This is a genomic window from Pseudoalteromonas sp. Z9A4 (assembly GCF_011378845.1).
GTDB lineage: Bacteria > Pseudomonadota > Gammaproteobacteria > Enterobacterales > Alteromonadaceae > Pseudoalteromonas > Pseudoalteromonas arctica.
In genome coordinates this window covers 1-26,518 of sequence record NZ_WTLA01000026.1, presented here as the reverse complement: position 1 = coordinate 26,518, position 26,518 = coordinate 1, and the positions used below count along the sequence as shown (strand labels likewise).

The window sequence follows — 26,518 nt, the reverse complement described above, 5'->3', positions numbered from 1 at the left end:
AAAAGTTTATACCGGAACTAATACGTTTTTTAAAATATCGTTTACTTGCGCTTCACCTGACTCGTTATGCAAACCTAATCGATGCTGACACACACTTGCAAATACGGCTTGAACATCTTCTGGCATTACAAAATCACGACCATCAATAAAGGCCCACGACCTAGCCGCTTTAGCCAGAGCCATACTAGCACGAGGTGATAATGATGATGCAAAAGCGTTGCTTGTGCGTGTGTAATTAACAAGCTCTATAATGTAGTCAATAACCGGGCTACTTAAAGTAATTTGGCTTATCTGGGTTTGAATTGCAGCTAACTCTTGTTGGTTAATACGCCTAGGTAACTGACTGTAATCTCGTTTTTGCATATTCAAAATTAAGCGTTTTTCGGCTTCTTTAGGTGGAAAACCTAAGCTAATACGCATTAAAAAACGGTCTAATTGCGACTCAGGTAACGGGTAGGTACCTGATTGGTAAAGCGGGTTTTGTGTTGCTATCACAAAAAATGGATTTGGCAGCGTATATTTTTTTCCATCAACTGTTACTTGTTGCTCTTCCATTGCTTCAAGCAACGCACTTTGTGTTTTGGGACCTGCGCGGTTTATTTCATCAGCTAAAACAACTTGGCTAAAAATAGGGCCTTTATGAAACGTAAAACTGTGCTCGGTAGAGTTAAACACATTAGTACCCAAAATATCAGCAGGCAGAAGATCACTGGTAAATTGTATACGCTGATACGATAAACCTAACACAGCTGACAATGCATGAGAAAGAGTGGTTTTTCCCATGCCAGGCAAATCTTCAATGAGTAAATGCCCTTCGCTAAATAAGCATGTAAGTGCCAGTTTTATTTGTTGTTGTTTACCAAATATAACACTCGAAAGATCGTCTATAATCGCAGTAACAGTACTATGCATGCTAACCTTATTATTATTCTATTATTTCAAGACGCTTCATTACAGTGTCTACTTTTTTTGTATTGAAAGGTTTTGCAATAAAGCCTTTAGCGCCCATTTCCCACGTGTTTTGTACGTTTTCGAGACTATTGTGGCCAGAGCACATTACAACATGAGTGTGCGGGTAAGTACTGTTAATGTATTCCAATATCTCTGCACCGTTAGAGTCAGGTAAATCTACATCTACAAATATTACGCCTGGCGGTTTATTGTTCATAATAGGTTTAGCAGAGCTAAAATCAGCGCTTTCTAATATATCTTCAAACCCTAAGTCAGTTAAAATTTGGTTTAGATAATCACGAATTTCCTTAACGTCATCAATAATGAGGATGGGCTCTAGCGGGCGAACAAATTCCATATGTAGGTTACTTCTATTTTGAATACATCTAAGTGCTTTAATACTAAGCTAACCCCAACATAAGCTCAAGAACGTTACTTAAAAAAGACTAATAAATAAACTGTTCATAGGTTTCTCCAACAGCCTATATTTAAAGGATTACCTGATTTTATATCCTCTACGAACTTATACTTTCATTAATTGTGTTGAACAATAATGACGTATCTACCATAAATCCCTTAATCCTACACTTTATTTCCTCAAAATTTGATGTAACAAATTTGCTACTTGACTTATTGATTCAAAAATATTTACATATAAATTCGATTTTTTGTAAACGTTTTGTAATAAAAAATCGTTGACCTTCTAAATTCATTCTGTGATTATGCTCAGTAGATGAGCTTATGCTCACAAGTGCAACTTCATTAACTATTTAATGTTTTGCTCAGCCAGCCTCATCTACACACACTGAATTAATACCAATTTCATTAAATGAATATGCAATTTAATAAAGTTGGCATCACACACCACACTAAATAAAGAGCTTATTATGTTGAATAATAAAAAGACTAAATTTGCAATTTCTCTCATAGCGGCAGCTATGGCTACATCGGCTCCAGCACAGGCTGATATTTCTGAATATTTAGATCGCGTTGACGTAGACTTTTTACTAATGCAAAACTTTCAGTCAATTCAAGCTAAAGACGGCGCATTTCGTCCAGAAGATGAAGAACAAGAGTCAGGATTTGGCCGTATTAGAGCTAATCTAGTGCTTAAATTTCATATTAACGAGTTCATCACTGCCGATATAGATATTGCAGAAGAGCCTAATGACTTTGGTGGCGAAGATCGTGACTTTTCATTTCACAACGATTTTGCAGGTGTTGAATTTGACCTACTAGGTCTTTATGGCACACCAAAAGAAAACGCAAATTTAACACTGCGTTTGGGTAATATTGGTGGCTCACCATTTCAATTTAAAGGTTTTCAAGACGGCGCAGATAACCAAAGTAATGCACTTATTGGTAATGGTATTACCGATTACGCAACCGCAGAAAACGGCGCACAGCTAAGTTACAGCGAAACTTTCGATAGTGGTGTAGTACGTGCTTATAATGTTACAGGTCACATTACGACTTCAAGTTTCGGTGAAGCGTTTCAAGAAGACAGAGGTTATAACTACCGACTTCAAGGTACTCTAGAATTTGAAGGTGGCTTTAAAGCAGGTTTAAACTTATTAAAAGCCAATCAAGGCGACCAGTTACGTTTTGAAAACGGTGTAGCCAGTCTTGATGGTGTAACCACAACAAACTATCGCTTTGGCGATGGTGAAAACTATAACTTCTCAGCGTCACCTTCGAACGAGCGTGACACTCATGTTGGCGCAATGCCAGGGCTTGAGCAATCAATCATCCAGCTTAACTTAGCTTATCAACCATCTGACGAAACTAGCTTAATTTTTATGGTTGGTAAATCATCTGATGACTACACGTTCGCAGATGCCGCTGGTAATGCAGTTGCCGGTATTACCTACTTTGGTACAAACGGCATAGCTGATGAAAATGGCACGACTTTTGATTCAAATAGTGTAATAGAAGGCGACTCATCGGTTGAGTACTTCGTGTTTGAAGCACAACAATATCTAATCCCTAAAAAGCTATATGTAGCGGCTCGTTATGCAGAAGCCGAAAACACTTCCGACTTAATTGAACAGACAGACAACACAGTAGAGCGTATTCAAGTAGCCGCAGGTTACTGGTTTAACGATAAAACGCTTTTAAAAGTTGAGTATGTTAACCAAGAAGAAGGTGTTAATTCGGGCGGCCAAATCGGTAAAGGATTTGACGGCTTCACTTCTGAAATATCTGTTAAATTTTAAGTCATTATCCAACTAGTCTAACTATTTATACAAAGGACCTAAAAAGGCACTTTGCGGGCAGTTTTATGCGTTAAAACTGCCATAAATAGAATTGGTAATTGATTGAAATTTAATAGCACTTGTTAAAACATAATGTGTATGGGGAATACCCGATGAAAAATAAATTAATTATGCTCGCGTGTGGCTTTATAAGCATGGGCGCTGTTGCAAAAGAAACGATTACAATAGCCACTGTAAATAATGGTGATATGATCACCATGAAAGAATTAAGTAGTAACTTTACCAGCCAAAACCCTGACATAGACCTAAAATGGGTAACGCTAGAAGAAAACATTCTTCGCCAACGTGTCACTACCGATGTAGCAACAAAAGGCGGCCAATACGATGTAATGACCATAGGTACTTATGAAGTACCTATTTGGGGCAAGCAAAATTGGCTAAAAGAGCTGGATAATTTAGGTGAAAACTACGATTTAGACGATTTAATACCTGCAATCCGAAGCGGTTTAACGATTAACGATAAGCTTTATGCTGCACCATTTTATGGTGAAAGTTCAATGGTTATGTACCGCACTGACTTAATGGAAAAAGCAGGGCTAACTATGCCTAAAGCCCCAACATGGGACTTTATACGCAAAGCTGCTAAAGCGATGACAGATAAAAAAGAAGGGGTATATGGTCTTTGTTTACGTGGTAAAGCAGGTTGGGGCGAAAACGTTGCGCTTATTACATCCATGGCAAATTCGTTTGGTGCTCGTTGGTTTGATGAAAACTGGAAGCCACAGTTTAATACCCCAGAGTGGGAAAATACCCTTCAGTATTATGTAGATGTGATGAAAGAATCTGGTCCTGCTGGTTCATCTGCAAACGGTTTTAATGAAAACCTTGCACTATTTCAAACCGGAAAATGTGGTATTTGGATTGATGCAACCGTTGCTGGTGCATTTGTTACCAACAAAAAAGACTCAGAAGTTGCCGATAAAGTAGGGTTTGCACTTGCACCAGATAACGGCCTAGGTAAACGCGGTAACTGGTTATGGTCTTGGACTTTAGCCGTACCGGCAAGCAGCAAAAAACCAAATGCCGCAATGAAATTTATTAGCTGGGCAACATCTAAAGAATACACTCAACTTGTAGCCGACAAAAAAGGTTGGGCAAAAGTACCGCCAGGTACACGTAAATCACTTTACAGTAATCAAAAGTACATGGACGCAGCACCGTTTGCGCAAATTACCTTAGATTCTATTCAATCTGCAGATCCTAAAAATCCGACCGTTAAACCAGTACCTTATGTAGGTATTCAGTTTGTTGCTATTCCTGAGTTTCAAGGAATTGGTACAGCTGTTGGGCAACAATTTTCAGCAGCATTAACTGGCCAAATGACCGTTAAGCAAGCGCTTAGTACGTCTCAGCACCTCGTTGAGCGAACAATGCGTAAAGCTCGCTATCCTAAATAGCATGTAATGGGCGGGTAAGTACTCAAACTTACCCAATATTTTATGTCAATTCTATTTACTTGTTAGTTATAAACGCTATCAAGGGTTTCTGATTTTCACTTGATAGTTAACAAGTAAATAGAATTGGCTTTTTTAAGGTCACCTTTATGGCAACAACTAACTCGCGCACGCTTGCTCGGTTTATGCTTCTTCCTAGTGTAATTTTATTACTTGCTTGGATGATAGTTCCGCTGTGTATGACACTGTATTTTTCATTTATTGATTACAACTTACTCGTTCCTGGGGATAAAGAGTTTGTAGGCTTTTTAAACTATGAATTTTTTCTAACTGATCCGGCTTTTTTTGAATCATTTTTTAACACGCTTTACCTAGTAACTGGGGTATTACTTATCACTATTTGTGGTGGTATTGGCTTAGCTATTTTACTAGACCAAGCAATATGGGGACGAAACTACGTTCGCATTATGGTATTAGCTCCATTTTTTGTAATGCCAACTGTGTCGGCATTGGTATGGAAAAACATGCTAATGAACCCAGTTAATGGCTTATTTGCACACTTTGCGATTTGGCTTGGCTTTGAACCTATCGACTTTTTTGCTCAAATGCCGTTATTTTCAATCATCATAATTGTGTCTTGGCAGTGGTTACCGTTTGCAGCATTAATACTGCTAACAGCAATACAATCATTAGACCGTGAACAATTAGAAGCGGCTGATTTGGACGGAGCTGGCCCATTTAGTAAGTTCTTTTACATCGTTTTACCGCACTTATCGCGCGCTGTAACTGCGGTTATATTAATCGAAACTATATTTTTACTGTCAATTTTTGCTGAAATATTAGTCACAACTAGTGGCGGTCCTGGTTATTCGTCAACCAATATAACGTACTTAATTTATACGCAATCGCTACTTCAGTTTGATGTAGGCGGCGGTTCGGCAGGGGGCATAGTTGCAGTTATTATTGCAAATATAGTCGCTATATTTTTAATGCGCTTAATTGGCAAAAACTTGGAGGGTTAATTATGACTATAAAAGATAGCCGTCGTTCCAAACTAATTTATACCATTGCTGCATGGACAATAAGCGGCATGATTTTCTTTCCAATTTTATGGACGTTAATCACCAGTTTTAAAACGGAAGCCGAAGCAATTTCAGCAAGCCCAAGCTTATATGCGTTCGATTGGACGCTCGAAAATTACCGAGATGTACTGTCGCGTTCGCCATACTTTACCCATTTTTGGAATTCTGTGGTTATATCGCTAGGTTCAAGTTTACTAGGGTTATTAATTGCGGTACCTGCTGCGTGGTCTATGGCTTTTGTACAAACTAAAAAAACAAAGCATTTATTAATGTGGATGCTTTCAACCAAAATGTTACCGCCAGTAGGCGTACTTATTCCGATTTATTTATTGTTTCGTGACTTTGCGTTACTCGATACAAAATTAGGTTTAGTGATTGTAATGACACTCATTAACTTACCAATAATGGTATGGATGCTTTACACCTACTTTAGAGAAATACCAAACGAAATACTTGAAGCTTCTCGTATGGATGGCGCAACAATTGGTGAAGAAATATTCCATGTTTTATTGCCAATAGCCTTACCGGGTATAGCCTCAACGTTATTGCTAAATGTTATTTTGTCGTGGAACGAAGCGTTTTGGACACTTATTTTAACCGCTGCAAATGCTGCACCTTTAACGGCATTTATTGCCAGTTACTCAAGCCCTGAGGGGTTATTTTACGCTAAGTTATCGGCAGCATCTGCCATGCCATTGTGCCAATTTTAATACTTGGTTGGTTTAGTCAAAAAAAATTAGTGCGTGGATTAAGTTTCGGCGCAGTAAAATAGGAGAATACACATGGGCAGCATCACACTAAAACAAGTCACTAAAAACTTTGATGAAGTAAACGTAATTAAACCACTCGATCTAGAAATAAAAGACGGTGAGTTCATCGTTTTTGTTGGTCCGTCGGGCTGTGGTAAATCTACATTACTTCGTATGATAGCAGGGCTTGAAGATACCACCAGTGGTAATATAGAAATTGATGGCATTGACGCTACAAAAACACCGCCTGCAAAAAGAGGCTTAGCAATGGTGTTTCAATCCTATGCGTTATATCCGCATATGACAGTGCGTAACAATATTGCGTTTCCTTTAAAAAGAGCCAAGGTTAGCCCTGCAGAAATCGAAAGTAAAATTGCTAATGCCGCTAAAATACTTAATTTGACCGATTATTTAGACCGAAAGCCTGGGCAATTGTCGGGCGGTCAGCGCCAGCGTGTAGCGATAGGGCGCGCAATTGTACGTCAGCCTTCGGCATTTTTATTTGACGAACCACTTTCAAATCTTGATGCGTCACTACGTGTAAATATGCGTTTAGAAATATCTGAATTACATAAAAGTTTAGCTACAACAATGATTTATGTTACACACGATCAGGTTGAAGCCATGACAATGGCAGATAGAATCGCGGTATTTAATGCCGGTATTATTGAACAAGTAGGCACACCTTTAGAGCTTTATAAAAACCCTGTAAACAAATTTGTAGCTGGTTTTATAGGTTCGCCAAAAATGAATTTTATAGATGCTCCACAAAATGAAGATGCGAATGTTAGCTGTATTGGTATACGACCAGAGCATATAACACTCTCTACTGAGCAAGGTACTTGGGCTGGAACTGTAGGTGTAATTGAGCATTTAGGATCGGAGAGCTTTTTACATATAAATATTGAAGGCAAAGGTACCGTAACAGTAAAAGCGGATGGTGATTGCCCATTAAAATATGGCGACAGTATTTACCTAAGCGCACCGGCAGATAAAATATTAAAGTTTGATAAAGATGGTTTAACAATACGCTAAAGCCAATTTTTTAATTACCTTAAATAGCACCTTTATAAGGGTGCTATCAACTAAATTCTAATTACATAATCCTATGAAACCTAGGTATTTTTTATTAAGGAATGGTATATTTACAATTATAAATAACAAAAACGTTATTGATAAATAGATATTCCAAAATTAATAAAATAATTTATATAGCAGCACATATAATTAAAATTATGTAATGAAAATAAGGATTTAGTTTTCCTTATATTTTAAGAGGTTTACGTGGTAAAGCTATCAAATACAGAAATTAGAAAGCTAGATGATGCAGCCAGAGCAGGGTGGTTATATTATGTTGGCGGTAACACACAAGATGAAATTGCTAAAAAGCTAAATATATCTCGTCAATCTGCACAAAGAATGGTCGCATTATCTGTGAGCCAAGGATTAATTAAAGTTAGACTTGACCACCCGATTGCTAAATGTATGGATTTGGCCGAAAAATTAAAAAGCCGTTTTGGGTTAGATTCGTGCGAAGTTGTACCGAGCGATCCGTCTGAACCATCGTCTACATTAGGTTTGGCTCAAGCTGGCGCGGCTGAAATAGAACGTCATTTAAAATCAGAACAACCCAAAGTACTTGCTATGGGAACCGGTCGAGTTTTACGTTCATGTGTAGATGAGCTAAGAACTGTTGATTGTCCGCAACATAAAATTGTAGCAATGCTAGGTAATATGGCTTTGGATGGATCGGCTTCACCTTATGATGTTGTAGTAAGAATGGCCGAACACACCAATGCAAAACATTACCCAATGCCATTGCCAGTTTTACCAAGAAGTATTGAAGAAAAAGAACAGTTACATGCACAACAAAATATTACCGGTAATTTAAAACTCGCTAAAGATGCCGATGTAACATTTGTGGGTATTGGTAGCTTAGGTGAAAAATCGCCATTACATATAGATGGTTTTATTGATGCGCAAGAACTTAAAGAGTTACAAGATCTTGGTGCCGTTGGTGAAATGATTAGTTGGGTGTTTGATAAAAACGGTAAGCTTTTAGATTGCACAGTTAATCAGCGTGTAGCAAGTACGCCATTAAAAACAAATGCTAACAAACAGATTTATGCGATAGCTGCTGGTGAGGAAAAAGTGTTAGCCATTTTGGGCGCAGTAAGGTCAAACATGATCAGCGGATTAATTACTAACGAATATACAGCTGAGCGTTTATTAAGTATTGATTAAACAAATTGATAAATAAAGTATCTGTATTAGTAATACCTGTTATTGTAATAAAATCACTTAATGTCCGATACCGTCTAGTATTGGACATAGTAAGGGCGCATTTAAGCGCTCTTTCTATATATACATTAACTACCTATAATTTATATTATGTTAAATAGAATAAATAAATACAAACCTAAGTTACTCACCTTCATTAATTAACGTATAAACGCGATATTTTGACTATTTAATAAGCATTAACCTACTTATCTTAATAGTTAGTGCCTTCCCCATTTACGGTATTAGCTTCTTGAACATATAGAAATACCGCTTGGTTATTAATATTATCAAGCGGTATAAACAATGATTACCTAATAGCTACTTTACCTAATTAAATCTAAGTTATTGAAAATAATGACTTTTAAATCACCCTACCAATTTATTAGAATGTTTTATCATTCATAAATTCACTAATAAGCTCAGACACTTTATCTGGATGTTCATCAATAACCCAATGAGCGGCTCTATCTATCCAAATCAATGATGAATTTGGAATTGCTTCTTCTAACATTGGCGCATACTTTGGCTTTTGAAACTTGTCATCTTTACCCCATATTATGAGTGTTTCATGAGGTAAGCTTTTAAGATCGCCTGTAATAGCTTCGGTATATTCTTTATTGAGCCTGCGCATGTTACTAAATAAAGCGGCTTTTCCTTTTTCATTACTCCATGGTGCTAAGTATATTTTCATCAACTCTTCAGTCATTACGCTCGAGTCGTAAACACCTTTGGGCATGAAATCTCTTAATGTATCAACAAATTCGGATACAGTTGTTTTTTCTTCTACACCTGGTTCTAGCAAAGGTTCAAATTCTGGTATTGGCCAAGAGTCAAAACATACACTATCAATTAAAACCAACCCGTTTACTTTATCCGGATGATTTACAGCCATTAATTGAGCAACACCACCACCAATATCATGTGCAGCAATATTAACTTTAGAAATACCGAGTTCTTCCATAAACTTACACATTATTCTACATTGCGCATTTATAGATACATCGGTGTTAATTGGCATATCAGATTCACCAAAGTTTAGTAAATCAGGCGCTATTACTCGATGTTTTGATGCAAGTTTTGGCATCACATTTCGCCATAAAAATTTATTGGTTGGTATTCCGTGTATCAATAATAAAGGTGTTCCTTGTCCCATTTCTTGATAAGCAATTTGATGACCATCTACTGTAACGTACTGTGTTTTGCTCATAATTTTGCCTCTTTAACATTAAAAATTATAATGTTTATTGAACTATAAAAGTGGAATATAGCCTTATAAAGCAAATTCCATCCCAAGATGAGTATTTATTAGTTATTAAAAAATCTTAATGTTTTAAAAGTTAAACCCCTGTGATAAGTGGGCTCTAGGCTAAATAAATTTACTGACTTTATAATATTGCAGTGTTTAATAATTGTGATTATCAAACCGCTTTAAGAAGTGTGAAACGATGACTCGTATACATGCAACAATTACAAAAGCGTAGTTTGTAATACTTTGAAGGAATAATTTGAAATAATAATTATTATTAAAGAACTTTTACAAATTTAAATAAATTAAAGGTTCATATACGCAAAAGCACTAATAAATATTAGTGCTTTCAAAAATTATAATTTAACTTTTTAGTAAGCTATAAATAAAAAATAGTTAACCGCCCTACTGTTTCAATTTATCATTCCAAAAAATATCTAATATTTTCTATTAATACACTTTGCTTAACTGGCTTCAATAACAGGCCGTTAAACCCAAGCTTCACATACTTGTTATCACTATTTTCGTTTTCACTAAATGTATGAGCGATAATTTTTGTTGCTGATGCGTCAGCATGCTTTCTTATTTTTAGCATTGCGTCTGTGCCTGTAAATTGCGGCATTACTATATCCATTAAAATAATATCGTAAATATTTTGAGAAACCATAAGTAGCGCCTCTATAGCACTTGATGCGAAATCTATTAAAATATTTTCTTCGTTAAGCATTTTTCTAATTACTATTTCTATTAGCAAGTCATCATCTACTAAAAGCAGTCGTTTAGTTTTATTTATTGGCGTTACTTTAAACTCGATAACTTCAGCCATATTTTCAATAGTGTTTTTCATGTTTTACCTCATTACTGTTCCAGTAATATACGCTAATTTATAACGACTTATCTTTTAAAATGCGTGTTATTTGGTTTATTAGTACACCTTGTTTTACTGGTTTTAATAGCATGTCATCAAAGCCCTGGTTAACGTATTTTGAATCTGTATCGGGTGTCGATGTATGCGCAATTATTTTAGTTTTCAAATTGTCACTGTGTTTTTTAATTTTTAACATAGCGTCAGTTCCCGACAATTCTGGCATTACTATGTCCATTAAAATAATGTCGTAACTGTTTTGCGATACCATCAACATCGCTTCTATTGCACTTCGCGCGTAATCTATTTTAATATTCTCATTTTTTAGCATCGCTCTAATTACAATCTCAACAAGAGGATCGTCATCAACCAGTAATAGCGTGTTTTGGTGTTTGTTAGTTACTAAACTAGCTTTTACTAAATCATTATTTGTTAACGAGCTACTTGGTGCTTCTTGCTCGTTGTCTTTACCCTTACCTTGTTTGGTTGCTATGTTTACCAACATAGAAAGTGATATCGTTGATTTATTCGCGTTACTACTTACAGTTATCGCTTTACCACCTAACATTTTAAATATTGAAATAAAAAACTTTAACTCTAATGACACGTCTTTATCATCTATAAAGCGCGTTATATCATCACCCGATATACTTTTAAGCTCAGTTATAAAGTTACTACTGTCGATCAAATTACTTAATGAAAAATCGAGGTGTAAGTAATTACGATTACTTTCATTTTTAATCTGAGCGTTAATTGAAAGCGTTGTATTATTTGATGAATCCAAAACCTCAGTCACTAATTGAATAACCAATTGAGAAATTAACTTTTCATCGCTTGCGACCGTTAATTCAGGCGTAATATTATTTTTAAGAACGATTCTTTTATTTTCAGCCTCTTTAGCTAAAATCGACATGTTATTATTGATCATTTGATTTAGGTTTACGTTTTTGGCCTGAAGCTTTAACTTACCTATTTCCGATTTATTTATATTTACGAGTTGTTGAATTACACTTTCGAGCTGGTCGCATGCATCAGAAATATTCCCCACATTGTTTTTAAATTCGTTAAAGCTTATTGGATCTTTAGATATTTCAACTAATGACTTTAAAGATGATAAAGGCGTTTTTAACTGACGACTAAGCCTTGTAACAAATTTTTCTTTTAATTGATTTGTCTGTTTTGATTTTTCGAGAACATCAGCGAGTAAACATTCTTTTTGATGTGCCTCTGTATCATCTCTAAAGTAGCAAACGAAACCATTAAAATCTGTATGTCTTTGTAATACAGTTATCCACTTCCCGTCTGTAAAACCTATATCTATTAATTGGTTACGGTCATCATCAAGCTTATGATGTTCGTGGTAGTGATTTATAATATTATGCTGCTGCGCAATACTTATCAGCTGGCTATACGATAGCTGACTGCTTTGTTTATTCACCTGTGCAAATAAAAGATTAAAAGCATTATTGGTAATCACAGGAAATTCGTGGCTATTAAAAATAGCAAACCCATGCGGCAATGCATCCAGCGAACTTGAAAAAAGCTCCTCTCTATTGAGTATTAACTGATTTTTTTGTTTTATTTCACTGTGTAAACGCCTTGGCAAACGTAAAAAATAATACACAAACGCGAATACACAAAAAGAGATTAACCCTAATCTAATTAAACTGTATTTAGTTATTTGTGGTCGTACTATTTTATTCATTGGTTGCACATGCAAGCGCCAAGTAGGAGGAAAACGACTGCTTAAAGCGCTAATACTATTTTTAATTATACTCGGGTTTACTTCTCCTTGTTTTCCTAAAGTAAACTGTGGTGTTGCTATAAAAACGTTATAATTTTCAGTGTTTAATTTGCCAATAACGGCTTTTAAAAACTTACTTAAATCAAATGCTGTAAGTGTATAAATAGAGCCTTGTTTTATTTTTATTTCAGAAATTAAGAAGGCCGTATCAGCAACCGTAAATACTTCTACTGCTTGTTTATTTGCTCTTTTATTAAATTTTTCTAACCAGTTTGTAAACCCATACGCGGCTAAATCAAAATTATTTTTTGACCAAAGTGCAAGCTGGTTATACTCAGAATCAAACACAACATACCCTTTGTAAGTTAAATTTTGTGAAACCTGACTCTGCACTAAATTGTTAAGCTGCTCTTTTGTATAGTTATTTTGGCTTTGCAAAAAGCCTGCAATAACTAAATCTTTTTGAGATATATACAATCCTTGATTATCAAATCGCTCTAATGCATTAAATAACGTTTTACGTAATTGCTGGGTTTGTTGATTGTAATTACTTTGCAGCTCCTTTTTTTCAATAGTATAAAGAAGTAATGCAGTGAATGAGCATAATACTAATGCAATTAAAAATGCGACGGGCGCTAAACTAAATACATGAATATACTTTTCACCATAATTTTTTTTCGCAGGCTTAGTACTTTGATTACTTACTGAATCTGAATTTTTATTTAACTGTGTCTGTAATAATTGAGCAAATGAAATAAACTGATCTTTTTGTGAACCTATTAATGTTTTAGGTGCTAAATCGGCCATCAGCACTACGCCAATTAATTTATTAGTGACACTATAAATTGGATATTGTGCATAAAAACGAATTAATTTGTGCGTGTTGTTTGATACATCATCAAAAAAAGTATCTTCAAATAAATATAGTTTTTCTTGTGTACAGCGTTTTTGATAGCTTAATAACTCATTTTCGACGCTTTCTTTATCGTTGCAGGTTATTAACTGCTCTGAATAAACCTCTCTAAAATCGATAAATTTAACAATTGGAACATCATAAAACTGTTTTAGTAGTGTTAGCGTTTCTTTAATTTCTGTTGATATTTCATCAGTTGGTGTATCTACTAAATTAGCATGTGAAGTAAATATATTTGAGGCGTTCATTGACGTTCTCCTTCCCCTTTTGGGGGAGTATGTATCCACGTTGTACTGTTTTGGCCGCTATGTACTGGCAGTAAAACTTTAAATGGTGGTGTTAAGCTACTAAGTGCTGGTTCGCCTGTGGTGATATTAATTACTTGTTCTGCATTAACTAAATTAAGTGATGTTTTGCAATATGTAATGCCTGGCTCAATCCCTATTAAGCTCAGTGTTTCACTAATGATAAGGTTATTTACTAAATCAATACCGGCGAGCTCAAATGTAGTTTGTAAAATAGTGAAGACGAGTGTCTCTACAATGTTTTCATCTTCTTCTAAGCGTGTACCTTCTGGGCAGCATATTGTACCAAGCTCTATATCAACACTTGTTCCAATACCAACTAATGACAGCGCATTAAGGGCTGTATTTAAAAGCGGTTCTACCTGAGGTAAATATAAATCAAGTATGTCACCTTGCGATTCGTACCCCGTTTGGCATGTATCACACGATTGCGATAAACCTTGATCGCTTGTACCTAAAAGTGGATTACCTAAAGCTGTTACTCCAACTAAACAACTACTGTCAGCCGGTTGCTTATCTATTTCAAAGCTTTCACAAGGTGAGCCTGTTACTACTTTTTGCGATACATAACGAGATAGAATTTGTTCACTATTAGCTGGGCATTGTTGTGGCGTACTTCTTAATAACTGACCAATAACGGTATTACCTAACTGCCCTATTGCATAATTTGGACCTTGCTGCAGCGCATTTATATAACTTACATTACCGGTATTATTTAGTTTACTTACACCTTGGCTATCGGTTGCTTCGTCGCTTAAGCCTTTTAAACAGGGATTACCTTGGCAATTTGGTGCATCGTAATAAACGGCTTCGCGCGATGTAAACCTATCGTCTCGTATGCCTATTAATGCTCGGTACGTGTTGTTTGCTCCACGGTCTGTATAAAAAATGAGTGGTGCTTGGTGCTCATCAAAACTTACTGCAATACCGAGTGGTGTATTATTAGCATCAACGACAGTAATTTGATTATCTACTTTAGTTTGATGGCGCTTAATAAGGGCATCCCTGACTAAAATCACCCCACCAATTGAACCAATAATTAAAATTGTAATAATTAATATAAGCTCAATAGTAAGTATGTACCCTTGTTGATAATGCTTTTTCATATCAGGCTCCTATAACACTTCTACAAGCATTTTAAGTACGTTCATTACTTGTAATGCTGCGGGAAAAAACACCAATACCAAAAACATCGGAAAACAAATTAAGATAATGGGAAAGGTTGTGTGCATCGCTTTTTTGTTTACCTTTTTAGCGAGTAAAATGTTCTTTTTTAGAGCTAGGCCCTCAAGTTGAGCCTCTACTGCTTGGATAAGTGGCGTACCAAGTTTTGACCCTATTAACATTAAGTTGGCGAGCTTTTTAATTCCTAATACGCCGGTTCTTTCAAAAAGTGAATTAAATGCAAATTCACGATCTTTACCTGCGCTTAGTTCGAATAAAAATAACTTTAGCTCTTTGTATAATGGGTGTTTTTGACTTAATCCATGATCAACCGCCAGTGCAAATGAGCGCTCTAGTGAAAATCCAGCGCGCATGTAAACCAGTAACACCCGTAAAAAAAACTCTAAGCTATTATTAATAGTGGTTTTGCGTTGATTTTTACGTAATAAAAACCAGCATTCGGGTGCAAAAAAACACATAAAACACAGTAACAATTTAATCGATTGGCTCAGCTCATAACCTGTTAGCTCTATAACCGTAAATGCACTAAAAGTAGCAGCCACTTTGAAGCAGTACAGGCTTATTAATATTTTATTAATTTGAATCCCTGCTTGTCTTAATTGACGTTTAGAGATGATGATTAGCGGATACCAATTAATGTTTTTAGTATCGGGTTTATCTAATTCAACTTTAAGAGATTGCCTATGAATATGGATAAATGACCCCATACTTACTAAAAGTCCGATAAGTAAAAGTATATCAATCATAATGTTACCCTTAAGCTAAGGCGTAGCCATAAAAAACCAAATAGCTGACAAAGAAGCGCAACCGTTATAAATGCAATACCATTAGGGTCGTTTAATAATGGTTCAAACCAGGTTGGATCGGTATAGCTAAATAAAGGAATTAGTGCGTAAGGTAAAAAACCACTAAATACAGCAGCGTATTTAGTGCCCGAAAGCTTAGCTTTTAGCTGTTGGCGGTCGAGGGTCCGAAGCGACATCATGTTGCATACGCTTTTTAGCATATCGGTTAAATCGCACTGGCTTTGTGTGTGTGTAATGATACTATGAGCAAACAATCTTACGGTTTCGCAGTTGTATCTTTCAATTAAAGGGGCAAACGACGTTTCGGCATCACTACCCATGCTCATGCGTTGTATTAGTAAGGTGCTTTGTTTTTTTATATATGGGTCTGCATGTTCATCAGCAAACTGCATTGATTGCTGTAGCGATAGCCCAGTGCTTAAACACGATTGTACGGTTTCAATAAATTCTAAAAAATGATGCTCAAATTTTGCTAATTTATAATGAGCCAAGTCAATCACAGTTATAAAACAGGTTACAAAAACCACGATTGAAATAATAAACGCGCTGGTTGATGCCTCAGGGTAATATAATTTAGCTAAAAACCATGAACTACTAGAGAGCGAGCACGCCATGCTTATAAACCAGGCGTTACTTATGTTTAAGCCTAGCACTCGTAGTGACAGAGTAAGTACGTCTTTTTCTTCTAAAATATCTACTTTTTTAGTGCCTTGGCTGCTTTTATTTTTAGCATACAAAGAAACCAACACACTAGTTGCAAGTACAAAGGTTATAACCGCCGCTATAGCTAATAAATAATCAAGTTTAGTCATTGTTAGCCTCCGGGTTATTGTGCAGTAATGCTTTTAATTCTTTTGCATTTGCCCCTTGGCCTTTCATAAACTCAATAACACTTGAGTTATCTATTAACTCACTTTGTACTGGCTCTGCTTCGTTAATACTATAAAGCGGGCTAAAATGTGCGCCGCCATTAACACGCTTAATTTCACCAATACTTTTTAGAGTTCGGGTGCCATTAGTTGAACGAGAAACATGCACAATAAGTTGAATACTCGACGCGATTAGCGAACTTGTATGGGTATCGCTCAGTTGTGCATTGTGTAACTGCACTAAGGTAGATAAACGAATAACGGCATCATTTGCACTGTTAGCATGTATGGTCGTCATCGAACCTTGGTGACCACAGTTCATTGCTTGGAGCATATCGATTACTTCGCCAGAGCGTACCTCTCCAACAAGTATTCTATCTGCGCGCATTCTAAGGGCTGCTTTTACTAAATCTCTTAGGCTAACTGCACCTTTACCATCGCTGTTTGTGTCGTGGGCTTCTAATTGCACAACGTGGTTGTGATGCAAATTAAGTTCAGCGCTTTCTTCAATGGTTACAACACGTTCATTTGGATTAATTGAGTTGGCAAGTACGTTCAATAATGACGTTTTACCAGCCCCAGCATTGCCACACACTAAAATATTAACGCCTGTTTTAACTGCGCTTTTTAAAAATGATAAGATGTTTTTATCTAAAAAATGATTATTAACTAAAAAGTCATCGTTTATTTTTTTATGATTAAACTTACGAATCGATACAATCGCGGCGCTGGTACACGCAGGCGGTACAATAATATGAACTCGGCTACCATCTTTTAGTTTGCCATCAACAATTGGCATAAGCGCATTGACTTGGCGACCACAGCCATCAAGTAAGCGATCAACAAATCGGCGTAAATGGCGTTCGTCATCAAACTTACTGGCTGTGCAAAGTAGTTTTCCTTGTTTATCAATCCATATATCTTGTGTGTCGTTTATTAAAATATCACTAACCTGATCGTCCAGCATAAACTGTGCAATAGGACCCAGACCCTGAATTTCATCAAATACAGCCTGAACAACTTGGGCTTGCTGATGTTGATTAAATGAAGATTGATTAAATTGTGGAATTTCACTGCACAGTGCAGAGATTTTTTCGAGAACGTTACTTGATAAAAGCGCGGTTGGTTCTTGTTCGTACTCTTCGATAACGGCATCGTGCAATAGCTTTTTAAGCTCTTCAAAGGTACTTAAACTGGTTTGAACTTCTTCATGTTTGCTTGATAAATTAAACATAAAAACTCACTTAGCTACATATACAGCTTCATTTTTAACGCCTTTAACCACTTCGATTGTGCGACTGGTTTGTAAGCGTGAAAAGTTTTGCAAACGACCTTGTTCAATGTCATAAGCGCTATGCACAATAATTGAAACTTTGTCGGCGTTATCTATACCCGCCAACGAATAAACATCTTTTGGAAGTACCGCAAGGACTAATGAAACACCGCCCGCAGCAGAATTAGACTCTTTAGCTAAATTATCCATTACGCCACTTTTAGCGGCTTGCGATTTAGGACCTTTTGAAACACCAATAAGCTGTACATCACGGGCAACTGTTCTTACTAAGCGATTAGTTTTAGCGACTATGTCGAGTCGGTCACCTTTGTGTATGCGCGAAAGCGGAATATCTAAGGTGTTTAGTTTTAAGGTATATAAAACACGCCCTGCTGGTATGGCTTCTGACAAATTTTGGCTTTTCGCTCTAATAAAATCGGTGTCGAACAAGGGTTGTTCAACCATTTTGTTAGTTGCTAATTTTTGACCAATTAATGCACGCGGATTTTGAACGCTCAGTGCAATATTTGAATAGTTACTTGGATCTATACTTTTTTGCTCTACATCGTGAACGGTTACTATTTGACCGGCCGACATATTTTTGTTTACTACCCAGGCTGTTACGCTATTTTCATCGTTTACCTGTCTAATGCCCAAAGCCGAAGCTAACATGCCAGAGGTGATGAGTAATGTGAGAGCCGCAGTGGTTGCGCCTTTGTTACTTTTACTTTTCATAATATTCCTCCAGAGTAACTTTCACTGCCACACTTTTGTGGCAGTGAGCCTTAAGCTTGGTATTCAAACCTGGTTGCCTTATATTGGGTACCTTGCGTTAGTTACCTTGCGAACCGCCAGCTGCTGTACGTGTTGCAGCATCGCCGCTTGGTGTTGCATTAACAAGTGCGGCACTTTCACTAAAGTCTGATGCAACAAAAGTGAATGAACTGCCATCGCCTGCGTACACATCAACTGAATCTACAAACCCAGAGCCAGACACTTCAGCAGTGCCTTCGGCGTTAATCATGCCGTCAAATACATAGCTTTGGTCAAGTGAGCCAATTGCTTCAGCTACATCTTCAAGTTCGCTGGTTACCGAGTCACGTAATGTAGATAAACCAATTACAAGTGCTGCTACCATTGAAGTAGAAAGAATGATTAGCTCTGACGTTAGTACAAAACCTTTTTGCTTTTTGCTATTTAAGTTATGTTTAATAGTTTTCATAATCGTAGCCTTTAAATTAGAAGAGCTTATGCTCACTTTACATATTGCGAGGACCATGCCAGCTATAAATAACCATTAAATACAGTTGGTTATGTTTTTAATGGTTATTGTTTATTAGATGTTTTCATTTTTGATTTGCAAAATGCAAATCAATATTAAAAATATTTTAGATAAATAATGCTAGGTTTACGTTATTGAAAGTATTATTAAAACTGATGGATAGTGTAAGGGGTAAATATTAAAAGCAGTTTTGTGAGGTTACGTATAAAACGTAGGATGAGCGTAAGCTTTACTTGTATTGTTGATAAATAATAAAGTGGTTTTGGCTCCTTAATAATGCCAAATTTTAGGTATAAAAAAAGGCCCGAAGGCCTTAAGAATAACAATTACCTAAAACGGAGAGTTTACCGCGCCTAGCAAGTGCTTTTTTATGCGTGGGTTCTGCACGTAAAACTTGCTCATAATAGCCACAGGCCAATAAATTATTGGTATTAGCTTCTTCAATTAACCCTTTATGGTAAAAATAGGCGGTGCTATTTAAACCAAACTTAACCGAAAGCTCTAAGTAGTTTGAAGCTATAACGTAACTGCCCTGAGCATAATGTATAGAGGCCATTTGCAGGTATGGTGAAGCATGTGTACCAAAAACATCAACGCCGTATTGAGCAATACTTTTTGCTTTAGCTAAATTACCTTGCTCTATTGCTAACGTAACCCCTAAAGTAATTGCATTTAATGGTGGATTAGCTTTATTCAGTAATGTGTTTATAACTTGTTGAGATTGATTAGCACGGCCACTTTTATAAAGTACGTAGGCCGATATCGACAGTATTGCCGTGTTATCGGGGTGTTCAAGCATTAATTGATTCACCTCATGCACTAGGCTCAAACAGTTACTTGCATTTATACCTTCACACTTTAATGGTTGGGCATTTAATTGGTATTTTTTAACGATGTCACTCAACGCGTTGTAAGGATTTACTGTTGGCTTGTAATCAATATGAGCGCAACCCGATAAAGTAAGCAGTAAAATAATATAAAATATTCTCATAGCCCTTGCTCCTGTATATAGCTAAGTACTTGAGTGTCGATATTTGCCTGTTCCCACGAACGTAAGGTATTAATTGGCTCACGCACCAGGTTTGGAGTAACAACAATAATTAGCTCGCGGTTGTTTTCACTTTTACTGGTTGTTTCGCTTAACTTTCCTAGCATGCTATTGCCGTTGCCATCAGGTACAAAGTCGTGGCTTGCGTTGTTATCGGTGCTAATTAAGCCACCAATAATAAGAGGTTGTCCGTCTTTTAAACGTGTTGATGTTTGCATGCTGCGTGTATTAAATGCACTGCTATTTAAACTGCTGCCTGTACTCTGTGCAATTTCGGCGGTTAACGTGGTATCGGGTAATGAAATTACTGGGTTTAGATCAAGTGTTATTCTATCTTTGTCGTCAACCATGGCGCGTACATTTAATTCAACTCCGAATGATTTAAATTCTGTACCGCTAAACACCGACCCACTACTACCTTGCTGACCGCTTGTAATTCCAGATGGGCTATAACTTGTAGGTACAGGTACTTCACCACCGACTTTAAACACGGCACTTTCACCGGCTAAAACCGTGATTGTAGGGCGAGAAAGCGTTCGAGAAATACCTTCTTGTTCAAGTAATGAAAATAACATATCAATGGCAAACTGTGAGGTAGAAAGCTGTAAGTTATTAGTTAATTGACCGCCAATTAATTGCAGCGCATTTTCTATTGTTGCAGAGCCAGATTCACGATTAGTCATACCGTCACGGCCAAATAAACCCGCTTCTTTTTCATATCCATTAGAGAGCACGCTAATATCTGGGCGCCATTGCTTTAACCTACGTTGATTTACTTCGTATAGCTGCACCGATACACGCACTTGCGGTAAATCTTCAACTTCAATACTTGATAAAACTTTACCGCCAGCCACTGACAGCAACGTTGCTCTTGCAATATTAGAACTCACATTACTTAAATTTAATCCTGAGGTAGCATCATTTATTAAACCGCCTGACTCGTTGGCAAGTACTTCAATACCTGAACTTTTATCCTGCGTTGCGCCGCCCATTAAATTATTAGGAGCAAGAGGAGAACCCTGAGTTTGTAATGCTTGCTCTGGTTCGAATAATTTATTAATTGTATTTAATAAGCGCACTAGCTCTATCTGGTTTTTTACAGAGCCGGAAAGTAAAAACACATCGTTGTCGTCATTTGATAACTCATCAACCGAGATGCGTTTAATGGTCACTTTATCTGCGCCCATTGATTTAATCACTTCGCTAATACGCTCTTCTTTTGGCTTGGGTGCTTGAGTTACTTTTATTAAATTAATAATAGCGACTTTACTCGAGTTTTGAGAGCTGCCGCCGTTTGCGTTACCCAAGCCTTGCAAGCGTTGAGCAAGTGAATTAAACATACCTTGGTTAGGATTTGAGGTGATAACGGGTTGTGATGCTTGTGAGCTACTGGCATAAAGGTAGTTTTTTGCAGCTTCATAAGCGGCATGACGATAATTTATAGTAGGTACTTCACCGCGCAATACAACCGCATGGCGATCAGGCGCTATGGTTAGCTGTACGTCAGGATGAATATCGTTTAAGGCATTTTCTAGTACGCTGTAGTCTTCGGTTACGCCAAGTAAAAATGTTTCAGAGCTTTTATCGTCGTACCACACCATCATAGATGTACGGCCCAACTTTTTAGCTAAAATTAGTAGCTCACGGCCATTTACCACGTTCACATCAAGTGTTGTTTCGTGGCCAAGTGCAATACGAGAAATATCACGGGTAAACACAAAGCGAGTATGCGTCCATTTAACTAAGTGCGATACTTTTTGTACCCGCTCACCATTTGCATTTTCTATATAATCTAAATGACTTTCACTGCCCATAGCGGTAAAAGATATTAGTAATAGTATAAAAATAAATTTTAACATAAGCCTTTCCCTCAATTTGCTTACTGTATAGGTAGCAAGTATGAGACCAAGGGTTTTTGTATTTATAATCAGTGGATTAAGATGTATAAACGTGTTTTTTATTATTTTGATTCGCAAATTGCAAATCAACAAATCATGAAGAGGTTAACAAAGAAATAAGAGCAGAGGTGTGTGGCGCAAAGCGAGTGAAAATACGCTTTACGCTAGTTTTAATTAATGCAAAGCGGCTGTAAACGGGATGCTTTCACAGATTTTAGCTTCAGCTATAAGCAGCTCTTCTAGACGAACATCAACTTCTTCTTTTTCAAAGTATTCGTAAGCTAGTTCTACAAATAGGTTTTTATGTTTTTCTTCTGACTTAGCAATAGCAACATAAAAGTCTTTTTCTTTACCCTCAGGAAGCGCTTGTGCAACTAAAGAAAAACGCTCGTGGCCACGTGCTTCAATTACACCGCCAACCAGTAATCGGTCCATTAAAAAACCATCACGACCGTGTCTAAACAGTGCACGTATTTGTTTTATGTACGGGTCTTTTTTGTCGTCACCTAAGTTTACATCTCGCTCTAAAAGCAATTTAAGTACTTGTTTAAAGTGTATTAATTCTTCTAGCGCTAAGTCGGTCATAGCTTTTACTAATTTACGTTTGTCTGGATAATGCGAAAGCATAGACATAGCCATACCCGATGCTTTTTTTTCTGCAGCGGCGTGATCTTGTAAAAAAGTATTAAAGTCAGCAAGGACAACTTCGGTCCATTCAAATGGGGTGTGGTATTTTAATTCAAACATGTTCTGTACAACTTAAATAATAATGCGGGGATTTTAACGTATTTGATTTAAAAAATCTTGTAAGGCAGTAATTTATCTATCCGTCCTTTAGAGGTAGATTCAACTTTTAACGGGTGTTTAATATCGTTCCACGCGGTAACTTTGCCACCCATATTCATTTTTTCAAAATCAGTTTTATCACTTTTTAACGCTAAAAAATTGCATAGCTTTTTATAGCTATCAGGCTTTGCTATATCAATGGATAAAAAATCGTTGTCACGGTTATTAAAGTACGTTTGAGCATCATTAAAATGTGTTTTATAGCAGTGAGCTAAGTAACTATCGTCGCTAATATTATTAAGCGAAAGCTCACTAAACGTATTTAAATAACAGCGTTTTATATGAATATTAAAGCCCCCGTCTGCACGGGTTAAATTAGTGTGCATACGCGTTAAAAGCTGTTTTATTGATACAAGCCATGCACCAAGTTCGCGCTCTAAATAAATAAACTTAGAGTCTGGGTAATGAATATCAAGCGCTTTAAAGTCATTAAATATGGGAGTGTCGGCAATCGCGTTAGCATTTTCAAAACAAGCATTAGTATACGCGGTATGCGCCGTTGTAATACCAAGCTCTAAAAATGCGTGGCACACACTAGTAGTGCCGGTACGCGGTAAACCTATTATAAATATTTTGCTCATTAACTTTTCTTTAATTAGCCACGTGTCACTAGCAATACAAAGGCGCTAACAATAATCACCAAAAATGTAGTAATGGTACCAATTTGGCGATATTTCAGGCTTTTTTCTACTATGCCTAAATTTTGAAACACACGCCCTATTAATAACGCACCACCTAATATATGACAGTAATGGCTAGCAAGCCCTTGGTATTCTGCTAAAAAAAGCAAAATTAAAGCAATTGGCACGTACTCCATAAAGTTAGCGTGGGCACGCACAGCACGTTGTAGCGTTGCGTTACCATTATCACCAAGTGATATCTGCTCCGCGCGGCGCACTTTTATTACGTTAAAGCTCAAATAAATGTAAAAGAATGCAAGTAATGCAGCATAAGTTGAAATGATCACGGCGTTTTCCTGTTATTTTTATCGCATAAGCATGCGCTTTATTATTGTGGGCGTGATAATAACATATAAATTTGAGCAGCATTATCAGAAGTTTAATAAATGCCTATGCTAAGCTAAGGGTATTAAGTAAGTAGAAAATTACATAAGGATTTTATGTTTGTACCTCGCAAAGTAGCCGACAGTTACCGTGAAATGATTAACAGTATTGGCTTTTACCCTTCTATGCTTTCAGTGGGCTTTTTAGTATTTGCCATTATAACTATGTCGGTTGAATATTTAGCCCCTATTGAGCAGCTAAAATCGTTTATATCGGTTGTACTTGTTGATAGCGCCGAAAACGCGCGTACTATTTTAAGCACTTTAGCGGGGAGTATTATTTCGCTTACCGTGTTTAGTTTTTCGATGGTAATGGTGGTTTTAAATTCGGCCAGTGCGAGTTTATCGCCCCGCGTAGTGCCTGGGCTTATTACGCGTAAATCACACCAAATGGTTTTGGGCTTTTATTTAGGCAGCATAATTTACTCAATTATTATGCTTATAAACATTAATAAACTTGAAGGTGGCAGTACGGCTATTCCTTCAATTGGTGTGTTGTTTGCACTTGTTTTTGGCTTGATTTCATTAGGTTTATTTGTGTTTTTTATACATTCAATCTCTCGTGCCATTCAGGTTGATAACGTATTAAATGGCTTGTTTAGCCAAACTAAAAACGAAATTAAAACAATAATACTAAGACAACAAGAGAACCCAGTTGAAGACTTTCCAGACTTTAGCAAGTGGCATTCGGTAAGCAGTAAAACAGAGGGATATTATAAAGGCGTACATACCGATAAGCTGTGTGCCATTTTGGCAGAGCAAGATATAAAGGTGTATATCTCTGTTAACCAAGGCTATTTTACAGTTAAAGGTTACCCGTTTTTAAAATGTAATAAAGATATAGCAAACGATGAAGAGCTGATAAATAAAATTCTCGACTGCTTTATTTTTTATATAGAAGAGTACATTAGCGATCATTACCGTTATGGGTTAACGCAAATATCTGAGATTGCAGTTAAGGCAATGAGCCCGGGTATCAACGATCCAGGTACTGCGGTTAAATCAATTGATATGCTGAGTATTTTACTTATCCAAAGGCTGTCAATTAACGATATTAACTACTCGTTTAAGCACAGTGATAATGCCCCATTGTTATACCTTCATGAAACAAGCTTTGATGAGTTATTACACGACAACTTTACACCGCTGCGTAATTACGCCAAAGGCGATGCATACGTAATGACAAACGTGCTTGAGGCATTTAAAAATATTTTGTTTGTTGCCCATAAAGATACCGATGCACGAAACAGTTTATTTAATTATTTAAATGCAATTGTTGATGACATAAATGAACATGTAACTAATGAATACGACAGACGCGAAGTAACTAATATGCTTAACTCAATAGCGCGTATCAGCCAAGAGCAAGGTGAGAAGTTGGTGGCACGTTTTGAGCACCACTAGGGTGTGTTGAATTATTTGGATTGAAATTTGTTCAATTTAGGGGCGATTAAATCGCGGCGCGAGGTTTGTAACCTAGTGGGCTAAGTAAAAACCGAGCAACATAGAGTTAATCGTCCCTAGGAAGAACCTATATTTTAATCTATGTAGTACACAGCATAGCTTGAGGCAGTAACTTTAATCTCTCCAGTATGGAAGGCATCAGGTACATAGTTACTTGGTGCGCTATCAGCCATCATTACTTTTTCTGCGCGCATATAAGGCTGCGACTGCACATTGAGTGGGCTCAGTGATGCGCTGTACAAACCTTTTAAGTCAACGCCATAATCTTCACTAAACTCTTTTGCAGCATCCCGTGCATCTTTAATTGCTAACTTTTGCGCTTTTTTATGCAGCTCGTTATAGTTACTTGCTAAAAATTGCGTTTGATTAATTTCGTTAATACCGTTGTTAACTAAGCTTTGTAGTAACTCTGGGTATTTATTTATATCGCTGAGTTTTACTGTTAACGTACGAGAAACCTTAAAGCCTTTAAATTCTTGATTACCGGTAGTGCGGTTGTATTGGCTATCACGGTTTATTGAAATTTGTCCGGCGTTTATATCTCCCTCTTTAACACCAATTTCTTTTACGAGCTTAATTGCCTTAGCGATGGTTAAGTCGGTTTTATTTTTAGCTGCAATTAAGTCTTTATCAACTTCGGTAATACCTACACTAAGCTGTACGTAATCTGGCATTGTAGTAAGAGTCGCTTCGCCCTTAACATAAATATGAGGAGCATCGGGTGTCGCTGCCGCGAGTGCATCAAAACTAAGTACGTTTAAAGCCAGTGCACTACCTAAAACAAGAGTCAGTGTTTTCATTAGTCGATCCTTTAATTTTGTAAATGCTATTAAAGACCTTACGTGGTTAATTAAATATGAACAAGCACAAAAAAACAGGCAATTGCCTAATGCCGATCAGTTAAGAAAATGACCGGTTGACCGATCCAAACGATCATGCAAAATCCGTAGTTAGGAAACTAACTACGGATTTTTTT

General features: G+C 36.8%; 23 protein-coding genes and 1 pseudogene. 7 read left to right on the top strand and 17 right to left on the bottom strand.

Features of this window, described 5'->3' with window-relative positions; translation table 11 throughout:
* Nucleotides 1-6: 6 nt before the first annotated feature.
* Nucleotides 7-912 carry a MoxR family ATPase gene (locus tag GQR54_RS16030; RefSeq protein WP_166378921.1) on the bottom strand — a complete coding sequence of 302 codons (906 nt, stop codon included), beginning with the start codon at nucleotides 910-912 and terminating at the stop codon, nucleotides 7-9.
* A 13-nt stretch (nucleotides 913-925) separates the two neighbouring features.
* Entirely contained in the window at nucleotides 926-1,309 is a 384-nt protein-coding gene (locus GQR54_RS16025; RefSeq protein WP_166378919.1) for a response regulator, read from the bottom strand.
* Nucleotides 1,310-1,838: 529 nt separating this feature from the next.
* Between GQR54_RS16025 and GQR54_RS16020 the strand changes: the two genes are divergently transcribed.
* The 6 genes and pseudogenes from GQR54_RS16020 (at nucleotide 1,839) to GQR54_RS15995 (ending at nucleotide 8,696) form a co-directional block, all read left to right on the top strand.
* Nucleotides 1,839-3,167: a hypothetical protein gene (locus GQR54_RS16020; RefSeq protein ID WP_166378917.1), complete on the top strand. Its 1,329-nt coding sequence runs from the start codon at nucleotides 1,839-1,841 to the stop codon at nucleotides 3,165-3,167.
* A gap of 152 nt (nucleotides 3,168-3,319) precedes the next feature.
* Nucleotides 3,320-4,624: a sugar ABC transporter substrate-binding protein gene (locus GQR54_RS16015; protein WP_166378915.1), complete on the top strand. Its 1,305-nt coding sequence runs from the start codon at nucleotides 3,320-3,322 to the stop codon at nucleotides 4,622-4,624.
* Between the two features lie 146 nt (nucleotides 4,625-4,770).
* Entirely contained in the window at nucleotides 4,771-5,643 is an 873-nt protein-coding gene (locus GQR54_RS16010; protein ID WP_002960879.1) for a sugar ABC transporter permease, read from the top strand.
* Between the two features lie 2 nt (nucleotides 5,644-5,645).
* Nucleotides 5,646-6,475, top strand: a pseudogene (locus tag GQR54_RS16005) (carbohydrate ABC transporter permease).
* A gap of 10 nt (nucleotides 6,476-6,485) precedes the next feature.
* Nucleotides 6,486-7,487: an ABC transporter ATP-binding protein gene (locus GQR54_RS16000; protein WP_166378913.1), complete on the top strand. Its 1,002-nt coding sequence runs from the start codon at nucleotides 6,486-6,488 to the stop codon at nucleotides 7,485-7,487.
* Between the two features lie 249 nt (nucleotides 7,488-7,736).
* Nucleotides 7,737-8,696 carry a sugar-binding transcriptional regulator gene (locus tag GQR54_RS15995; RefSeq protein WP_002960874.1) on the top strand — a complete coding sequence of 320 codons (960 nt, stop codon included), beginning with the start codon at nucleotides 7,737-7,739 and terminating at the stop codon, nucleotides 8,694-8,696.
* A 421-nt stretch (nucleotides 8,697-9,117) separates the two neighbouring features.
* Here GQR54_RS15995 and GQR54_RS15990 read toward each other — a convergent pair whose 3' ends face one another.
* From GQR54_RS15990 to GQR54_RS15925, 14 genes are all read right to left on the bottom strand, one after another.
* The gene (locus GQR54_RS15990; RefSeq protein ID WP_166378911.1) at nucleotides 9,118-9,942 is read right to left on the bottom strand and encodes an alpha/beta hydrolase; all 825 of its coding nucleotides are present in this window, start codon (nucleotides 9,940-9,942) and stop codon (nucleotides 9,118-9,120) included.
* 460 nt (nucleotides 9,943-10,402) lie between these two features.
* The gene (locus tag GQR54_RS15985; RefSeq protein ID WP_010552799.1) at nucleotides 10,403-10,828 is read right to left on the bottom strand and encodes a response regulator; all 426 of its coding nucleotides are present in this window, start codon (nucleotides 10,826-10,828) and stop codon (nucleotides 10,403-10,405) included.
* A gap of 37 nt (nucleotides 10,829-10,865) precedes the next feature.
* A complete protein-coding gene (locus tag GQR54_RS15980; RefSeq protein WP_166378909.1) occupies nucleotides 10,866-13,751 on the bottom strand; it encodes a hybrid sensor histidine kinase/response regulator in 2,886 nt (961 codons plus the stop codon).
* Entirely contained in the window at nucleotides 13,748-14,914 is a 1,167-nt protein-coding gene (locus GQR54_RS15975; RefSeq protein WP_166378907.1) for a hypothetical protein, read from the bottom strand. Before GQR54_RS15975 ends, GQR54_RS15980 begins: the two co-directional genes overlap by 4 nt.
* Before the next feature lie 9 nt (nucleotides 14,915-14,923).
* A complete protein-coding gene (locus tag GQR54_RS15970; protein WP_007586675.1) occupies nucleotides 14,924-15,739 on the bottom strand; it encodes a hypothetical protein in 816 nt (271 codons plus the stop codon).
* Nucleotides 15,736-16,611 carry a type II secretion system F family protein gene (locus GQR54_RS15965; RefSeq protein ID WP_024589373.1) on the bottom strand — a complete coding sequence of 292 codons (876 nt, stop codon included), beginning with the start codon at nucleotides 16,609-16,611 and terminating at the stop codon, nucleotides 15,736-15,738. Before GQR54_RS15965 ends, GQR54_RS15970 begins: the two co-directional genes overlap by 4 nt.
* Nucleotides 16,604-17,902, bottom strand: coding sequence for an ATPase, T2SS/T4P/T4SS family (locus tag GQR54_RS15960; protein ID WP_002960858.1), 1,299 nt, complete (start codon nucleotides 17,900-17,902; stop codon nucleotides 16,604-16,606). Before GQR54_RS15960 ends, GQR54_RS15965 begins: the two co-directional genes overlap by 8 nt.
* Nucleotides 17,903-17,908: 6 nt before the next feature.
* Nucleotides 17,909-18,676: a hypothetical protein gene (locus GQR54_RS15955; RefSeq protein WP_166378905.1), complete on the bottom strand. Its 768-nt coding sequence runs from the start codon at nucleotides 18,674-18,676 to the stop codon at nucleotides 17,909-17,911.
* A gap of 97 nt (nucleotides 18,677-18,773) precedes the next feature.
* Nucleotides 18,774-19,163, bottom strand: coding sequence for a hypothetical protein (locus tag GQR54_RS15950; RefSeq protein WP_010552792.1), 390 nt, complete (start codon nucleotides 19,161-19,163; stop codon nucleotides 18,774-18,776).
* Nucleotides 19,164-19,536: 373 nt separating this feature from the next.
* Nucleotides 19,537-20,214 (bottom strand): hypothetical protein, encoded by a 678-nt coding sequence (locus GQR54_RS15945; RefSeq protein WP_166378903.1) that lies wholly within the window; start codon nucleotides 20,212-20,214, stop codon nucleotides 19,537-19,539.
* Nucleotides 20,211-22,130 (bottom strand): pilus assembly protein N-terminal domain-containing protein, encoded by a 1,920-nt coding sequence (locus GQR54_RS15940; protein ID WP_166378901.1) that lies wholly within the window; start codon nucleotides 22,128-22,130, stop codon nucleotides 20,211-20,213. Before GQR54_RS15940 ends, GQR54_RS15945 begins: the two co-directional genes overlap by 4 nt.
* 213 nt (nucleotides 22,131-22,343) lie before the next feature.
* Entirely contained in the window at nucleotides 22,344-22,916 is a 573-nt protein-coding gene (locus tag GQR54_RS15935; protein WP_007586685.1) for a tRNA-(ms[2]io[6]A)-hydroxylase, read from the bottom strand.
* A 47-nt stretch (nucleotides 22,917-22,963) separates the two neighbouring features.
* Nucleotides 22,964-23,596, bottom strand: a complete 633-nt coding sequence (locus GQR54_RS15930; protein WP_166378899.1) for a sulfotransferase — start codon at nucleotides 23,594-23,596, stop codon at nucleotides 22,964-22,966.
* Between the two features lie 14 nt (nucleotides 23,597-23,610).
* On the bottom strand, nucleotides 23,611-23,982 hold the full coding sequence (locus GQR54_RS15925; RefSeq protein ID WP_007586689.1) for an MAPEG family protein: 372 nt from the start codon (nucleotides 23,980-23,982) through the stop codon (nucleotides 23,611-23,613).
* A gap of 153 nt (nucleotides 23,983-24,135) precedes the next feature.
* Here GQR54_RS15925 and GQR54_RS15920 point away from each other — a divergent pair, with 153 nt between their 5' ends.
* A complete protein-coding gene (locus tag GQR54_RS15920; RefSeq protein ID WP_165728638.1) occupies nucleotides 24,136-25,482 on the top strand; it encodes a DUF2254 domain-containing protein in 1,347 nt (448 codons plus the stop codon).
* A gap of 134 nt (nucleotides 25,483-25,616) precedes the next feature.
* Here the strand turns inward: GQR54_RS15920 and GQR54_RS15915 are convergent, their stop codons facing one another.
* Nucleotides 25,617-26,342: an SIMPL domain-containing protein gene (locus tag GQR54_RS15915; protein ID WP_166378897.1), complete on the bottom strand. Its 726-nt coding sequence runs from the start codon at nucleotides 26,340-26,342 to the stop codon at nucleotides 25,617-25,619.
* Between the last annotated feature and the right edge of the window lie 176 nt (nucleotides 26,343-26,518).

What these genes read in the sequence shown, in the direction of transcription:
- GQR54_RS16025 (WP_166378919.1), bottom strand. Translation starts at nt 1,309, where the DNA reads ATGGAATTTGTTCGCCCGCTAGAGCCCATCCTCATTATTGATGACGTT.
- GQR54_RS15920 (WP_165728638.1), top strand. Translation starts at nt 24,136, where the DNA reads ATGTTTGTACCTCGCAAAGTAGCCGACAGTTACCGTGAAATGATTAAC.
- GQR54_RS15935 (WP_007586685.1), bottom strand. Translation starts at nt 22,916, where the DNA reads ATGTTTGAATTAAAATACCACACCCCATTTGAATGGACCGAAGTTGTC.
- GQR54_RS16020 (WP_166378917.1), top strand. Translation starts at nt 1,839, where the DNA reads ATGTTGAATAATAAAAAGACTAAATTTGCAATTTCTCTCATAGCGGCA.
- GQR54_RS15955 (WP_166378905.1), bottom strand. Translation starts at nt 18,676, where the DNA reads ATGAAAAGTAAAAGTAACAAAGGCGCAACCACTGCGGCTCTCACATTA.
- GQR54_RS15930 (WP_166378899.1), bottom strand. Translation starts at nt 23,596, where the DNA reads ATGAGCAAAATATTTATAATAGGTTTACCGCGTACCGGCACTACTAGT.
- GQR54_RS16000 (WP_166378913.1), top strand. Translation starts at nt 6,486, where the DNA reads ATGGGCAGCATCACACTAAAACAAGTCACTAAAAACTTTGATGAAGTA.
- GQR54_RS15985 (WP_010552799.1), bottom strand. Translation starts at nt 10,828, where the DNA reads ATGAAAAACACTATTGAAAATATGGCTGAAGTTATCGAGTTTAAAGTA.
- GQR54_RS15980 (WP_166378909.1), bottom strand. Translation starts at nt 13,751, where the DNA reads ATGAACGCCTCAAATATATTTACTTCACATGCTAATTTAGTAGATACA.
- GQR54_RS16030 (WP_166378921.1), bottom strand. Translation starts at nt 912, where the DNA reads ATGCATAGTACTGTTACTGCGATTATAGACGATCTTTCGAGTGTTATA.
- GQR54_RS15990 (WP_166378911.1), bottom strand. Translation starts at nt 9,942, where the DNA reads ATGAGCAAAACACAGTACGTTACAGTAGATGGTCATCAAATTGCTTAT.
- GQR54_RS15950 (WP_010552792.1), bottom strand. Translation starts at nt 19,163, where the DNA reads ATGAAAACTATTAAACATAACTTAAATAGCAAAAAGCAAAAAGGTTTT.
- GQR54_RS15965 (WP_024589373.1), bottom strand. Translation starts at nt 16,611, where the DNA reads ATGACTAAACTTGATTATTTATTAGCTATAGCGGCGGTTATAACCTTT.
- GQR54_RS15960 (WP_002960858.1), bottom strand. Translation starts at nt 17,902, where the DNA reads ATGTTTAATTTATCAAGCAAACATGAAGAAGTTCAAACCAGTTTAAGT.
- GQR54_RS15915 (WP_166378897.1), bottom strand. Translation starts at nt 26,342, where the DNA reads ATGAAAACACTGACTCTTGTTTTAGGTAGTGCACTGGCTTTAAACGTA.
- GQR54_RS16010 (WP_002960879.1), top strand. Translation starts at nt 4,771, where the DNA reads ATGGCAACAACTAACTCGCGCACGCTTGCTCGGTTTATGCTTCTTCCT.
- GQR54_RS15975 (WP_166378907.1), bottom strand. Translation starts at nt 14,914, where the DNA reads ATGAAAAAGCATTATCAACAAGGGTACATACTTACTATTGAGCTTATA.
- GQR54_RS15970 (WP_007586675.1), bottom strand. Translation starts at nt 15,739, where the DNA reads ATGATTGATATACTTTTACTTATCGGACTTTTAGTAAGTATGGGGTCA.
- GQR54_RS15945 (WP_166378903.1), bottom strand. Translation starts at nt 20,214, where the DNA reads ATGAGAATATTTTATATTATTTTACTGCTTACTTTATCGGGTTGCGCT.
- GQR54_RS16015 (WP_166378915.1), top strand. Translation starts at nt 3,320, where the DNA reads ATGAAAAATAAATTAATTATGCTCGCGTGTGGCTTTATAAGCATGGGC.
- GQR54_RS15940 (WP_166378901.1), bottom strand. Translation starts at nt 22,130, where the DNA reads ATGTTAAAATTTATTTTTATACTATTACTAATATCTTTTACCGCTATG.